General features: G+C 44.7%; 14 protein-coding genes and 1 pseudogene. 9 read left to right on the forward strand and 6 right to left on the reverse strand.

The features are described from left to right. Positions 1-19: 19 nt before the first annotated feature. Positions 20-730: a biotin/lipoate A/B protein ligase family protein gene (locus R7M72_RS13490; RefSeq protein ID WP_054576141.1), complete on the reverse strand. Its 711-nt coding sequence runs from the start codon at positions 728-730 to the stop codon at positions 20-22. A 224-nt stretch (positions 731-954) separates the two neighbouring features. Between R7M72_RS13490 and R7M72_RS13495 the strand changes: the two genes are divergently transcribed. Further along, entirely contained in the window at positions 955-1,281 is a 327-nt protein-coding gene (locus tag R7M72_RS13495) for a DUF4156 domain-containing protein (protein WP_053304580.1), read from the forward strand. Between the two features lie 79 nt (positions 1,282-1,360). Here R7M72_RS13495 and R7M72_RS13500 read toward each other — a convergent pair whose 3' ends face one another. Both R7M72_RS13500 and R7M72_RS13505 read right to left on the reverse strand, forming a co-directional pair. Next, positions 1,361-2,389 carry a hypothetical protein gene (locus R7M72_RS13500; RefSeq protein ID WP_315957414.1) on the reverse strand — a complete coding sequence of 343 codons (1,029 nt, stop codon included), beginning with the start codon at positions 2,387-2,389 and terminating at the stop codon, positions 1,361-1,363. Positions 2,390-2,799: 410 nt separating this feature from the next. Further along, a complete protein-coding gene (locus R7M72_RS13505) occupies positions 2,800-3,948 on the reverse strand; it encodes a PLP-dependent aminotransferase family protein (protein ID WP_017819834.1) in 1,149 nt (382 codons plus the stop codon). Positions 3,949-4,072: 124 nt separating this feature from the next. On the opposite strand from R7M72_RS13505, the gene R7M72_RS13510 reads away from it, so the two are divergent. Together R7M72_RS13510 and R7M72_RS13515 are read left to right on the forward strand one after the other, a co-directional pair. Further along, the gene (locus R7M72_RS13510) at positions 4,073-4,942 is read left to right on the forward strand and encodes a GyrI-like domain-containing protein (RefSeq protein ID WP_318056222.1); all 870 of its coding nucleotides are present in this window, start codon (positions 4,073-4,075) and stop codon (positions 4,940-4,942) included. 80 nt (positions 4,943-5,022) lie between these two features. Beyond that, positions 5,023-5,925, forward strand: a complete 903-nt coding sequence (locus tag R7M72_RS13515; RefSeq protein WP_053307210.1) for a LysR family transcriptional regulator — start codon at positions 5,023-5,025, stop codon at positions 5,923-5,925. Positions 5,926-6,002: 77 nt separating this feature from the next. Here the strand turns inward: R7M72_RS13515 and R7M72_RS13520 are convergent, their stop codons facing one another. Beyond that, on the reverse strand, positions 6,003-6,806 hold the full coding sequence (locus R7M72_RS13520) for an SDR family NAD(P)-dependent oxidoreductase (RefSeq protein WP_315957416.1): 804 nt from the start codon (positions 6,804-6,806) through the stop codon (positions 6,003-6,005). 228 nt (positions 6,807-7,034) lie between these two features. Between R7M72_RS13520 and R7M72_RS13525 the strand changes: the two genes are divergently transcribed. Then, positions 7,035-7,274, forward strand: coding sequence for a YdcH family protein (locus R7M72_RS13525; RefSeq protein WP_005373737.1), 240 nt, complete (start codon positions 7,035-7,037; stop codon positions 7,272-7,274). Positions 7,275-7,347: 73 nt separating this feature from the next. On the opposite strand, the gene R7M72_RS13530 is transcribed toward R7M72_RS13525, so the two are convergent. Further along, entirely contained in the window at positions 7,348-8,019 is a 672-nt protein-coding gene (locus tag R7M72_RS13530) for a cupin domain-containing protein (protein WP_054574565.1), read from the reverse strand. A gap of 208 nt (positions 8,020-8,227) precedes the next feature. Here R7M72_RS13530 and R7M72_RS13535 point away from each other — a divergent pair, with 208 nt between their 5' ends. From R7M72_RS13535 to fabG, 4 genes are all read left to right on the forward strand, one after another. Continuing rightward, positions 8,228-9,370 (forward strand): hypothetical protein, encoded by a 1,143-nt coding sequence (locus R7M72_RS13535; RefSeq protein ID WP_017633595.1) that lies wholly within the window; start codon positions 8,228-8,230, stop codon positions 9,368-9,370. After that, complete coding sequence (locus tag R7M72_RS13540; RefSeq protein WP_315957417.1) at positions 9,360-10,286, forward strand: metal ABC transporter solute-binding protein, Zn/Mn family; 927 nt, start codon at positions 9,360-9,362, stop codon at positions 10,284-10,286. The genes R7M72_RS13535 and R7M72_RS13540 overlap by 11 nt, the downstream gene beginning before the upstream one ends. 2 nt (positions 10,287-10,288) lie before the next feature. Beyond that, the gene (locus R7M72_RS13545; protein WP_005373725.1) at positions 10,289-11,083 is read left to right on the forward strand and encodes a metal ABC transporter permease; all 795 of its coding nucleotides are present in this window, start codon (positions 10,289-10,291) and stop codon (positions 11,081-11,083) included. Between the two features lie 299 nt (positions 11,084-11,382). After that, complete coding sequence (fabG, locus tag R7M72_RS13550) at positions 11,383-12,102, forward strand: 3-oxoacyl-ACP reductase FabG (RefSeq protein ID WP_053304573.1); 720 nt, start codon at positions 11,383-11,385, stop codon at positions 12,100-12,102. Between the two features lie 257 nt (positions 12,103-12,359). On the opposite strand, the gene R7M72_RS13555 is transcribed toward fabG, so the two are convergent. Further along, positions 12,360-13,964: a S8 family peptidase gene (locus R7M72_RS13555; RefSeq protein ID WP_315957418.1), complete on the reverse strand. Its 1,605-nt coding sequence runs from the start codon at positions 13,962-13,964 to the stop codon at positions 12,360-12,362. Positions 13,965-14,358: 394 nt separating this feature from the next. On the opposite strand from R7M72_RS13555, the pseudogene R7M72_RS13560 reads away from it, so the two are divergent. After that, positions 14,359-14,683: pseudogene (locus tag R7M72_RS13560) on the forward strand (IS1-like element transposase); the annotation flags it as partial. Positions 14,684-14,823: the final 140 nt, after the last annotated feature.

The following is a 14,823-nucleotide window of genomic DNA, read 5'->3' on the forward strand; positions in this document are numbered from 1 at the left end:
GGGAGGCTTGCTCCTTTCATTACTCCGCTTTTGCATGCGTTAAAAACGCACTCGTCAATTGCTGAAAGAGCGAATCTACCGACGGGCGGTCGGATATATGATGGAAGAGCGGTGTGTGGACATCACCACGAATATCATCGCTGTGACCGCAAAGCTGATTACACATTCGTACTGGTTCGACAATCTTCTCGACGTCGGCATCAATCAGAATGCATGCTTGTGATAACACCACTTGTCCGCCGCCTTTTTTAAGTAAAACACGCTGTGCGGTTCCCACGATTTTTTGCCCGTCAATGTTGAGGTTGTACTCGCCATCGCAGTAGGAATAAGGCGTTGCATGAACATCCACTTTCACGCCGAGCTGTTTAAAGAAAACCGTTAATATCGCACATAAATCGAGATACGCTTTTTTGATGTTGTAAGGCTCGCCTTCTGGCCAGTGGTAAATGTGGGATAGATTGATAATACCTGGCACTTGAGGGACTGGTGCACCACCGGTTTTACGGGAAAAGAGTTTCCAGCCCGACATGTTTAACGCATGTTCTAACTCATTAGACACTGGCCATTTCTTACCAGCGGGAAGCACGAGCGTTGGGTTTTTTATTTGCCAAAGCAATAGCACTTGCGAGAGTTGGTTGGACTGAACTTGTTTAATGAGCTCATCTTCTTTGTCAAATGCATCAGCGACTTCCGTAGCTGTGTAGCGAATTAGCTTATTTTTAGCAACCAAACTCTATCCCTCGCGGCTATTTAATCGTTACTGTTGTATCTCAGATACAGCTTTATTGCTAGGTCTGAGTGATTAGGCTTTTGCTCGCTAGCTGTATGATCATCTTTTGGATCTTTTCCGTTGTCCATTAATTCTGCTTGAACACGCGATAAAAAGTTTTTGCTAGTCATCACATCAGCCATTCATAAAATCTGCCATCTATGAAAAATTTTGGCGATATAAGTATGAAAAAGCGAGTGATGACTCTCGCGTTAGCGGCATCATTAACGGGATGTGTGACGTTCCCAACTCAAGAATCTGAGCAAGTACAGGTGCTTTGGGACAATGTGAATGCGATTGAAAACTGTGAACTAATGGGTACCGTGATCGGTTCAGAAGGACACTTTTACGACTATTGGCTTCACGCAGATAAAGACATGGTTTGGGGTACGTTAAACCAAATGTGCATCAAGGCGGCAGATTTAGGCGCAGATACCTTGTACTTATATCAACCGTTGAGCTTTTCTACGTCAGTGACGATGTTTGCAAATGCTTACAAGTGCAAACAGTAGCGATTTTCTTGCTCATAATTGAAAGACAGGCGCTGCTCGCCTGTCTTTGATGCGTTCTACAAATACTGGCGACTTTGCGTTAATTGACGTTTGCTGTCGCCACCGCTGATGTATCAGAGAACGACAATGTAAAGTCTCGCTCGGTATTAAGCACTTTGGCTGGAAACTCTAAGCTCAACTGCGTATGTGGCGCGACTTCTGAAGCAATGCTAGTAACGAATTTTCGGGTTTCTCCAGGAGAGATCGATATGTCACTTCCACCTTGTGATGAGAGCTCAGCGATACCCATTGTTTCAAGTGTGTTACCTGCAGTATCCGCCAGGTGTAGTAAAGATTCTGACTTGTAGATTAATTCTCCACTTTCTGTGCGATATGCATTAAACGTGTTGAAATTTGGTTGTAATGATCCTTGTGAACCAATGTTAGTAACGGAAAATGTCACATTAGCGCCATCAAAGTTCTCGACTCTTACGAGTACGTTACCGTCTTGGTAACGAGCGGCTGCTGCCGCGGTTGCTTGTTGTTTCTGCCGCTGTTTCTCTTTTTCAATGTCGCTTAACTGTTTCTGCTCATTAGCGATTCGATTCTTTGCCATGGAGTACGACTGATCGACCATTGCTATTAAAGCGGGGATTGAATACAAAGTGAGGCCTTCCAAATGGTCAAAGTCGATTTTGGCATGTTGAGTACGTTTATGATTAGAAAATTGGCAGTAACCATCAATCAAACTGATGAAAGCCACTTCAAAAGTGCCTTGTAATCGGCTTACTTCCTGTGCTGCTTTCTCTAGATTTGAGCGGACTTTCCGAATCTCTTCCAAACTCTTTTGTGAAAGACGACCGTTTGGCGATACGCCGTTAGAAACCGAAACCAGTTCTTCGGTCACAAATGGATTGTTTTCGGCTGGAATCACCGTAGTTATACGGTTGGATTTGGTGATGTCTTCGCCCAATAAAACCATCATTTTTTGCGATGCGGCGGTTGTGTTGCCCGCTAATACGTCACTACAGTTTGGCGACGTATTGGCATACACGGCGAATGCGGTAAAAAGTGAAAGTGTAACGGACCAGCCGATGGTGACGAGTCCTGTCGTGGTTCGAGTATTCATCCTGATAACCCCTCTGTCATTTGGTGCGATTCACTGACGTAATTGCCAATCAAAAGATTGGCTCGCGACATTCAGAATGGTTCTGGTCAACCCTTCGTAGTGGGTATGCCCACAGATGCTTTTTTAGTCGTTTATCAACCGCTAAGCCACGATTGATAAAGTGTCTGAAATTGAGAGCATTAACGCTGCGAAGTTGATGTCTTTGACTGAAAGATAGACGTAACTTTTCTAACCATCAAATACGTGATTGAGTTCTCATTTTATATGAGTGAGAGGTTCAAGAGAAAACAGGCACTTACTGTAGAGAGTTGATTTGAAGGAAAAATATAAATTTTTTTGGGGAACTTTTTTGATGCTGCCTTTAAGACTTTTTTTGAATCTCAAAGGCAGGTTCTTACACTCGCGTTCAATTACAACGTGTTGAGGACATCCGCGAGTCGAGAGACAGCTGTCGTCAGTTCTTCTGGTGTGGCATTGGTAAAGTTAAGACGCAGAGCGGCTTTTACCTTTGAACCTTCTGGATAAAAGACCGGGCTCGGCACTACGGCAACCCAGTTTGCGAGAAGGTTTTTCGCCAGTTCGAAGGTGTCGCATTCTGGAATCTCGACCCAAACGAACATGCCACCATCGACGGGTTTGAGTACGCAACTTTCTGGCAGCTGTTTTTGCAGTTCAGCAAACATGACATCGTAACGTGATTTGTAAAGCGCACAGATGGTTGAAATGTGCGTTTCGAAGTTGTCATGTTGGAGCAGGCCATGCAGCAAAGCTTGCATAGGAATACTAGAGTGCAGATCGGCACCTTGTTTAATTTTGATAAGTGGCTCAAGGTAGCTGCTTTTGCCCGTAACTACACCAATACGCAAGCCTGGTGAAGCTATTTTGGAGAAAGAGCGCAATACGATGGAGTGTTGCGGGCAGAAATCTGAAACTAGCGGTAGTGCTTCACCAGAAAAACGCAGCTCACGGTATGGTGCGTCTTCAATGAATGCAACGTCGTATTGGATACAAAGCTCGGCAACTTTTTGGCGAGTCTCTAGCGCCCAGCATACGCCCGTTGGGTTGTGAAAATCGGGTACGGCGTAGAACATTTTTGGTTGCTGCGTGGCAAAGCATTGTTCGAGTTCTTCAAGGTTTGGGCCACACTCGGTTTGTGAAACGGTCACGATGTTGGCTTGCACTAGACCGAATACTTGCATAGCACCAAGGTAGCTCGGTGCTTCCATCACCACTTTATCGCCCGGATTTACGTACGCACGCGCAATCAAATCTAGCCCTTGCTGAGAGCCCGTTGTGATCATAGCCAAATGAGATTCTGGCAGCTGGTAATAATCGGTCAAAAAGTTAAGTAGCGGGGCGTAGCCTGCTGTTGCGCCGTATTGAAACACCTCTGGCATATTAGCGAGGTTTTCGAGCGTCGGTTTCATTAAGTCGATCGGGAAGGTTTTTTCGTCCGGCAAGCCACCTGCAAGAGAAATGACGTTCTTATCGCTCGCTGCTGCAAGGATCTCTCGGATGTAGGATGACTTAGTTTGTTGTAATGACTGTGCGATTTCCATGTGCTGTGCTTCTCGTAATTGTCTTTTTTATGTCAGAAATAGTATAGGTAAATTGCCAAGCTTGGTGTGTCCATTTATGCTGTTAAATATGTCCATTTATGCTATTTAAGCGAAAGTTTACTCCGTGAGCCATCAACAAGTTTCCAGAATCAATGACGTGCTGTTTTACATTCACCAGGACATTAGCAGAGATTTATCGGCTAAAGAGCTAGCGGATGTAGCAGCCTATTCTGAACAGCACTTCCATCGCATTTTTAAAGATGTGGTAGGGGAGCCTGTCCATCAATATATCCGTCGCACAAGAATGGAATACGCCGCCAATCAACTGATGTTTGATACCAGCTCATCGGTGTTAGACATTGCTAACAAGTGCGGCTTTAGCTCGGTATCTTCTTTTAGCCGAGCGTTTAAAGCAACGTTCGCTATGTCTCCTGGTGCGTGGCGAAAGCATGATTTACAAGTCGCAGAAAAGCCGTATCTAAAAGATCCGGAAGTGGCTGCGGGTTATCATCGGGTTGCGAAACGCGAGTTGCCAGAACCTAAAATTATGGAGGTTCCACAACGCTTCGCGGCTTATGTGCGGCATGAGGGTTATAGCCGTTCCATTCGCAATGCGTGGCTGATTTTGAAGGCGTGGGCAAGCTCTGAGAATCGGGACTTTTCGGTTCAATACGGTTTGCATCACTCCAACCCCGCTTGGGTCGAGCTCGATAAGTGTCGCTATGTGGCTTGTATGGTGATTGATAAGCCGCTTAAAGTACGCGGTGTCGTAAATCAAATGACGATTCCGGGTGGTTTGCATGCTGTTTTTCGCTTAACAGGGGTATATGGAGAGCTTCTTCCTCAATTGAGTATGGTGTTAGAGAAGTGGTTGCCGAATTCAGGCTTTAAGCAGCGTTCTACTCCCGCTTATGTTCACTATCATAAAAACCATTTCCTTAGCCATGATGAGGTGTTTGAGCTGGACTTCTATCTGCCCATCAGTTTTTTCTAACTGGAGTATTTATTTACTATCCGTAAGGAAGAAAATGCTAAGCTCTATATGGTGATTTTTTACAAATAATTGAAAATTAAATGAACATCGATCATGTAAAGCTATTTGTCCGTTTGGCTTCGACACACAACATCAGCATGGCTGGTCAGGAGCTTGGACTTTCTCCTGCTGTCGCTAGCGCACACATCAATAAACTTGAGGACAGCTTAGGAGTTCGTTTAGTTCATCGCACCACACGCAAAGTTTCCTTAACTGAAGAGGGGCAGGCTTTTTTACCTCACGCGGAGGAGGTCCTTGCAACAGTGGAGGCAGCAAGGGGAGCTGTTGGCTCAGGGCAGAGTGCGCCAACGGGAGTATTACGTATAACCGCCTCTGCAACTTTTGGTCGCTTGCATATTGTGCCCGCATTAAAAGGTTTTATGGCGCGTTACCCAGGGTTAACCGTGGACTGCCGATTTTCTGATTCCATTATTGATCTGGTTGAGGGAGGTTTTGATGTCGCCATTCGTGTCGCTGAGTTGAAAGATTCTTCATTGGTTGCAAGAAAGCTTGCGCCAGATCGTCGTATTATCGTTGCATCACCAGATTATATTGAACAATTTGGGAGACCTAACAAGCCCCAAGACTTGGCGAATCATGAATGTATTAACTTAGTTGGAATGAATAATTGGTCATTCAATACAAAAGATGGAATGCTCAATGTAAGAACTTCTGGTCGTTTTAAAACTGATAATGGTGATGCGATGAGAGACGCGACGGTAAACGGGTTAGGTATTTCTATCAACTCAGTTTGGAGTGTTTATCAAGAATTACAAAGTGGTCAGCTAGTGGAAGTACTCGAAGATCACCCTTTAGCGATGGATGCTGGGATTTGGGCTGTGTACCCAAGCTCTCGTTTAATTGCGCCTAAGGTGCGTGCCTTTATTGATTACTTTGCTGAATACTATGGCACGCCGCCTTATTGGGAGTTTGCGGAAAAGTGATAACAAGTTTCACTTATCGAATACATTGTTTTTAAGGTCCGAATAAAAACGAACCTCAAGATAATTCTTAATTGTTATTAATAGGGTTTGCTTAGGATTAATTCAATACTATCAATTATCTGCTGTGTTTTGCTTTGATCTAATGCATCAGGGTGTGGGGGCGCAAATGCTTCAATGTCATTATCGAAGTACATACCATGCGCTTGGGCAAACTCTTCTGATAGCGCAGCGCGAGTTAGAATATCTGCCCCTAAGCGGATATCACCACCAGCAACCCCATAAGCATCTTTAACCATCTTACTACCTAGGAATGATTTTGGGTTTACTGATACCAACATAGGGCCAGTGTTCTTAAGCTTTAGTCCGATTGCTCGTGACCACATCGTTAATGCCAATTTGCTTTGGGCATATGCTTCGCCATCTGACAATGGTTTGTTACCGAGTAAAGCGCTAGTGTTTACTGTTGTTTGTGCAGCTGAAGACAAATTAACCACACGACCCGTATCACCGAGCAACGGCAATAGCTCTCTAGTGAGTAAGTAGGGAGCAATGGTGTTGACTGCGAAGCGTATATCAAGACCCTCTTTAGTTCTTGGATTTGGTGTTGCGTACACACCAGCATTGTTAATGATGACGTCTAAATGATTGAACCGTTCTGTTATCTCCATCACTATCTGTTTTACCGCATTGGGAGAGGATAAATCAGCAACAAGGCTTTCAACTTTACCACTTTTCATCTCCCTCAAACTTTGCTCAACTTGTTGAACTTTCTCTATATTCCGGCCATGGATTATTACGTGTTGTTCACACTTAATTAACATTTTCGCGGTTTCTAAACCAATACCGTCAGTAGATCCAGTAACTAGAATTGTCTTTCGCATGATCGCTCTCATTGTTGAGGGTTATTATAGAACGATCATAGTGGCATCTTTTGCATTCGACTATTGAGACTAAAAAGAAAACACTTTCTAGGAAAAATTGAAAATAACTTTGTTGTTCTTTTTGTGGACGGTGCGACGAATTAACGTCTCATTAGATGCTACGGTTATACATGTGGTGCTCAAAAATTAGGCACTATTTTGTACTCAAATAATAGCCAAGAGGTCTCTATGTTAGGTGAAAATCACTCATTAACTCATGAATTCCCAGAACATTTGGATACCATTACCCAGCTTACCGAAAACGATGCATCATTTGCTGAAACCGTTAAAAACTACAATGCTTTAGATAAGGAAATCCGCGTACTAGAACTTCAAGGAAGCCCGATTGATGATCACGAAATGAACGTGTTAAAACATAACCGGGCTGAGCTCAAAGACTGGCTCCACTCGCGAATAATGGGTTCTTAGTGACGAAATGATCATCGGCTCGTAAATAGCGGGCCGATTTTAGTTCCAATGGACGATGCCAAGTGTGCAAACATTAGGAGTGCTGAGCAGGAGCTTGGAGCGGCAGGTGACCAGTTTTTACCCAAATGATCGTTTCTTGCTCTACAAAAGGAAAATGCTCGCTCATATGTGGGCTTCGGATCCAAGAGAGAGCGGGATAGGTACCTAGCTCGTCTCTAAACTCTCCTGACAATACGAAAATTTCTTCACCACCAAAGTGACGGTGTGGTTGAAACTTCTCACCTTTTGGCCATTTAACCAATGCGACATGTTCGTGCTCAAAATTATGCAGCGGCATGACTTGCAACCCACCGACACCACTCTGCCAGCTCGCTTGGTTTGTATTAATGCGAACTGTTTCAAGATCCTCAGATTCGAACTGATTTAGTTTAACTAAAATCACACAGCCTTCTTTGCTAAATGGTGCGTGTTGACTTCCTGGAGGGTTACGAAGGTAAGTGCCGGCAGGATAGTCACCGTATTCGTCAGAGAATACCCCCTCGAGCACCAATATTTCTTCTCCTTGAGGGTGAGGATGAGTCGAAAACTGCGAATTTGGCTCGTACTTAACGACGCTGGTGGTATGCCCTGATTCTTTGGCTTCTCGTTCCAAAGGTTTGCGCCACACACCTTTGGAAGGGCTGGCGATCCATTCCTGTTGAGCAGTATCTATCACGATTCTTTTTGAAAAATCCATATTCAACATATTGAAATTCCGTTACTTATTTAAATACTAATTCTCATTAGTATACGTATAAAAAACATCAATTGATTCATTTGTTGATAGCCCAATTCATGGATTGAGTACGAACATGAAATCGGAGCCTAATTTAAATTTCTGCTTGTGTAATGAGAATTGTTATATTATAACATCGCAAAATTAAATGTTATAACATAACAAAAAGGAAAAAGTAGTGAATAAGAAATTGGTGTCTCTCGTGATCGGTAGCATTTTTGCATCCCCTGTTTTTGCCGACACACTATCGAACCCACAGATTGGTGTTGTTGTTGATGGCTACTACCAAGATGGCCAGCGTCATAATTCTGAGCGCGAAGAAGGCTTTGGTCTAGGCCATACGGAATTAAACTTCTCATCAAATATCGACGACAAGTTTTACGGCGCATTGACCGCGGTTCTTGAAAGTCATGGTGATGAGACAGAATTAGAGCTTGAAGAGGCATTCATCGAAACTTTGGCATTGCCATATGGTGTAAATGTGCGCGCTGGCCGATTCCTATCTGACTTTGGTTACCTGAATAACCAACACATGCACACCGATAGCTTTGTTGAGCGTCCAATTGCTTATCGTACTTTCCTTGGCTCGCACTACTACGATGATGGTGTACGTGCAAACATCGTGTTGCCAACCGACCTTTACGTAAAACTTGGTGTAGAAGCGCTTAGTGGTAGCAAAATGTCTTCTGTTGAAGATGGTTCTGAAGTTGGCGTGTACACCACGACGCTGAAGCTTGGTAGTGACTTCTCCGAATCTTCAAGTTGGCAGTTTGGTTTAAGTTACCTGCGTAACGAAAACGGCAAGGTTAAAGAATTCGAAGATCACGACCACGGTCATGAAGAAGAGCATGAGCACGATCACCATCATGGCGCAGCAGTGACAGGTGCGAACCTTTACGGTGCTGATTTTGTTTGGAAATGGGCACCAGACGGTAATTACAAATACAGCAACTTCACGCTATCGGCTGAATACATGCTGTTAGACGGTGTGGTAGATAGCAAATATAAAAACGATGCAGAGTCACCAGACAACTTAAGCGCTTACTATGTTTCGGGTGTTTATCGCTTCAACCCAAGCTGGTCAGCAGGTCTACGTTACGGCGAAGCAGAAAGCTACGATGGTCATGCACACGGCGACCACATGCATTTCACTGAGCTGAATGATAAAGAAATGGATGCGATGATCGCATGGGATTCTTCTCATTTCGGTACTATCCGTGCGCAATACACTCGCATTGATAACCAAGACAGCGAGACAGACAACGTGTTCACTCTGCAATACGTGATGACATTTGGAGCGCACGGTGCTCATGCGTTCTAAGCTGACATTGAATAAATGCAGCTTGGTGATGATGGCAGCAGGAGCTGCCATCATCTCTTCGCCTGCTTTGGCTCTAAACATTTTCGTTTGTGAGCCAGAATGGAAAGCCTTTCTTGAAAGCCACGCGCCAGATGCCAGTATTTATTCAGCGACAACGGCTAAGCAAGACCCACATTACGTACAAGCTCGTCCTTCTTTGATTGCGAAGATGCGCCAAGCGGACATGGCAATGTGTTCGGGCGCAGAACTAGAGGTTGGGTGGTTACCTATGCTGCAAGTTCGTAGCAGCAATGCGGCGGTGCAAAATGGTGCGCCGAGCATGATCTACGCGACGGACTTCGTGCGCATGTTAGATACTCATGCTCACGTTGACCGTAGCATGGGAGATATACACGCTCACGGTAACCCACATGTTCAATTTGCGGCAAATGACATGATTCCATTATCTCGTAAAGTCACGGATCGCCTAAAAGCGATTGATCCCGACAACGCACAAAGTTACCAAGTGAATGGTATGAAGTTTCGTGCTCATTGGCGTAAAAAGCTTAAAGAATGGAATGAGAAAGGTGCGGCTTTAAAGGGTAAGCAAGTTGTCGGTTATCACGCGACGTATCGTTATTTGTACGATTGGCTCGGAATGAAGCAGATTGCCGATCTCGAACCTAAACCGGGCATTTCACCGACCACATCTCACCTGCAATCACTTACCAAGTTAGATGCTGACAGTTTTGATGCGATTGTTTACTCCTCTCATCAGGATCAGCGTCCAGCGAACTGGTTGCAAGATCATACTGACAAACCTGTGATTCAACTGCCATTGACCGTTTCTGAGGGTGAAAGCTTGGATGAGATGTACGATCAGGTCATTGATGATTTACTGGATGTGTTAGTGCCGCCCGTTCCTGTGAGGATCTAAGTATGGCGGATTATGCATGGCTTTTACCTGCGGTTTTGTGTGGTTTAATTGCGTTGGTTGGCAACATCGTTCTGGGGCAACAAGTTCTTAATCGTCAGATCATCTTTATAGATTTGGCGGTGGCGCAAGTCGCGGCATTGGGGGCAGCACTAAGCCACTACTGGTTGAGCCAATACGCGCTGTTCTCAGGCTCATTCTTTGGCGAAATGATTGGCCCTTGGGTGATGTCTTTGATGCTTTGCGGTTTGATTGCCTTAATGGAGAAACGATACCAGCAACATTTAGAGCCCATGATTGGCAGCTTGTTTGTCGTGTCTGCATCGCTGGCGATCCTGCTGGTGAGTAAAGACCCACACGGCGGAGACTTTATTCAAGGCATTCTTAATGGGCAACTGTTATGGGCGACTTGGGCAGACGTTTGGCCTTTGGCACTCATTACCGCTGCGATGTTGCTATTAGTTTGGTTAAAACCTGCGTTTATGCGCGGTAGTGGTTTTTATCTGATCTTTGCAATCCTGATGCCCATTACGGTCAAGTTAACCGGCATTTATTTAGAATTTGCTTTGTTGGTGATTCCAGCTTTATGTGCGGCTGCATTGAAGGGAACTCGATTCTTTGTCGCCAGTATCAGCATCGGTATTGTTGGGATCTTATCGGGTATTGCCGCGTCGGCTCGCTATGACTTACCGAGTGGTGCGAGTATTGTGATCACCCTGTTTATTGCTGGCATGTTGTTTAATCTCTTGCTTCAGCCTTTTCTGGTGAAAATAACAAAACCAGCTTTTGTAAGAGATTAAGAGACAAGTAATATTGGTCTGATGAAGTAGTATTTGATTAATCAGACCAATACTTTTCTATCCAAGCCCTCCAATCGTGTAACTTTGCGCCTTCCAACACACTTTCTTACGTTGATCTTGCCATAGTCATCAAGTTGCCTTGATTAGTTCACATCCGACTCCCAGACTGTTTCTATAGTTTTTATAAGATATAAAAGACCCTGCGTATGAGAAGCGCAGCTGTAACGCGACTAGGCATAAAAACAAAAACGCTAGGGATACAAGCGAGTTTGTAATCTCAACATTTAAGGAAGACCAAGATGAAACCGGAAAAAGTAGCAGTAGTCACTGGTGCGGCTCGTGGTATTGGCCAAGCGATTTGTGAGCAATTACTGGAGGATGGATTCCACGTTGTCGGGCTAGATATAGCGCCCGTGGAATGGAGCCAGTCGGCGCAGCTAAGCAGTTATCAAGTCAACTTGTGTGATGCCGAAGCCGTAAGTGAAGTAGTAGAAAGAGTTGTAGAGCAGCACGGAAGAATCGATGCTCTGGTTAACAACGCGGGCATCACTCGAGATGCACTGTTGCCAGACATGTTAGAGCAAGACTGGGACAGCGTGATCGACGTGAACCTAAAAGCGGTGTTCTTACTCACCCAACGTGTTGCTCCTGTCATGCTAGAGCAGGATGCAGGTAGTATTGTCAGCATTTCTTCTATAGTGGGAACGGATGGTAACATCGGCCAGAGCAACTATGGCGCAAGTAAAGGCGGCGTCATCTCAATGAGCAAAGGCTGGGCGAAAGAACTGTCAAGAAAGGGTGCACAGATACGCGTTAATTGTGTCGCGCCAGGCTTTATCGCCACCGACATGACCAAGAACCTGCCAGAGAAAGTCATTCAAATGATGGAAGGCAAAACCCCATTAGGGCGCATGGGCTCAGTTCAAGATATTGCCAATGGCGTCTCTTTCCTAACCTCAGACAAGAGCGCTTACATCACAGGCCAAGTGCTCAAGATTGACGGTGGGTTGGTATTATAGCTCGTTAATCAAAAACTAAATTAAAAATGCCTTTTACTTATGTAAAGGGCTTTTTTGTTTGAGGAACCCGACTTATGCGAGTACTACTAACTAATAGAAAGCTTCGATGCCGCTTCGAGTTGAGTTTTTGAAGCAAAAGGCCAATACGTTTGAATAGCGTCTCCTCTTAAACACTGCATTCCCTAAAGCACCGTATTCCCAAAAGAAAAGCCCACCGAAAAGCGGGCTTTGTTCTCTTTTAGTAAAGAGAAGAATAACTAGTAGCTCGCTTGAATGCTGACACCGCTATAGTTTGAGTAACCTTGAATCATGACGTGATAACGTCCACTTTGCGTCGCACTGACCGTACATGTTTCATTGTTACCGTATTTGAAAGGTCGGCAGTCCCATGCATTCAGTGCTGGTTTTGCTCCAAAACGGAGATACAAATCCGCATCGCCACTGCCACCATACATTTGTACGGTTAAGCGCTGCCCAGCTTCTACATCAACATAGTAATACGCTACTTGACCAGTTGAACCACTTAAACCATTTACTGGCACGCCCGAGGTTAATTTGCCTTCTGGGTCCGGTGTTGGATCTGGGCCACCGCAGTCTTGGCCACAATCTGCATCCGTTAAGCTATAAAGTAGCTTGTTCACGCTGCCTCTTGTGTCCGTCACTTTTCCGCTAGTTGCGCGGCTAACGATCAAGGCCTCTACTTGGCTTGGAGACAGTGAACGGTTTTCTTGAAGATACAATGCTGCTACACCCGCCACATGTGGCGTCGCCATCGAAGTGCCACTAATGGTTTTGTAGCCACCGTCATACCATGCGGATTTGATTTGTGAACCTGGCGCAAACACGTCCACACAACTGCCCCAGTTTGAAAAACTCGAACGTACGTCCGTGCTGGTGGTCGAGCCGACAGTTACTCCGGAAGCAACGCGTGCTGGAGAATAGTTACATGCATCGGCGTTGGAGTTACCTGCTGCAAGCATAAAGCTGACACCTGACTGAACCGCACTTTGCACCGCACTATCCAGAGCGACGGATTGACCGCCGCCTAAACTCATGTTGGCGACTGAAGGTCCGGAAGCGTTCGCAGCCACCCAGTCCACACCGGCAATAACACCAGAAGTAGAACCCGATCCGGTACAGCTCAATACTCTCACGCCGACAAGGTTGACGTTTTTTGCAACACCATACAAGCTGCCGCCAATGGTGCCCGCTACGTGTGTGCCGTGTCCATTACAGTCACTTGCATCTGCATCGTTATCGACAAAGTCATATCCTGAAAGTGAGCGACCACCGAACTCAACATGCGCGTTATTCACACCCGTATCGATAACATAAGCCGTTACCCCAGTCCCATCAAAGTTGGCACTGTAGTTGTTATCGAGTGGCAAGTTTCGTTGGTCGATTCGGTCTAGTCCCCAAATGGCATTGGTTTGATTTGCGTCTGCCGAGACTATTGGGTCAAGCGATAGGATTCTGTCTTGCTCAATGTAGTCCACACGAGGATCAGAACGCAGATCTTTTAGTTGCTCAGGACTCAAGTTAGCGACAAATCCACTTATCGAGTGGTCAAAAACCGACTCCACTTGTATCGAATACAAACCAGACATGCGGTCTACGGATTGTTGCGTGAATTGCTCGAATTCCGTTGAATTGCTCACCATCATTTGCGGCTGTTGAAATACCACAATATAGCGATCTGCAATGGCGATGTCGTCCGGTGCAAGCATCAAAGTGGCAGGCAATGTGTCGGGAGCTTGTTGTAACTCTGCACTGTCCGCAATCTCATTGGGTTGCGAAAAAGCGAGAGAAGAATGAAAACAGAGCGCGGAGGTGATACAACAACTTAGTAGTTTCTTTAACATAAAATGTTCCTTGAAATCATAGTCTTGTTGATTTTTACCTAGTACCAAACTGTCAACACGAAAACACAGACAATCAGCGTAGTGCGTGCTGAAGTGACGTTACACAAGTCAAACTAGACAATGAGCAATTATATGCATAACTGATAATAATTCGCATACTCAGAAACATGATCAATAACCAAGCTTTATTGAAATTGAAATGCAAAGATTCATTTAGACTTAGAGCAAAATCCCTAAAATAGAATAATTCTACACACCTGACATATTGCCTGTTATATGACTTCATCTTACCCGTTATTTACGCAATAAAAACCTAACTATCCTTTTATTGGTCATAACTCAAATCGGTTGATAGATGTTAATATAGCCACCTGATTTCTGATGTTTTTAACTCATGGTTACTATCCAAGTTCAATATCGTTTCTGTAATAAAACAGAGCCCGTTCGTGAACATGGAAAAGGGCATTCTGGCTCTCCTCGCTCCAGATGTATCGAGTGTCGAAAGAGCTTTAACTCGATTACGTTTACGAAGCCCGCAAGCCAGATGTAAAAGAAAAAATTGTTGATATGTCAATGAATAGCTCTGGCGTTAGGGGAAACAGTACAAGTGTTGAATGTCGCATACAACACAGTATTGAGTACTTTAAAAAATCTCGCCAAGGTAAGTAACCTCAATGCCTTTCGATAAAGCAAATATAAGACTAATTTGTAAACTTGAAAGGCTAGCTGTATTGGTTGAGGTATATGAGGAAAACACTTCCCCATTTAAGAACTGAAACACACTTTTGCCCCATTATAAGACAGAGTAAATACTCATTCATATCCTGTTTATTGGGTTTTGCCTTACTAAAAGTAATCC

This window comes from Vibrio sp. YT-18, from assembly GCF_033337345.1.
Taxonomy (GTDB): domain Bacteria; phylum Pseudomonadota; class Gammaproteobacteria; order Enterobacterales; family Vibrionaceae; genus Vibrio; species Vibrio alginolyticus.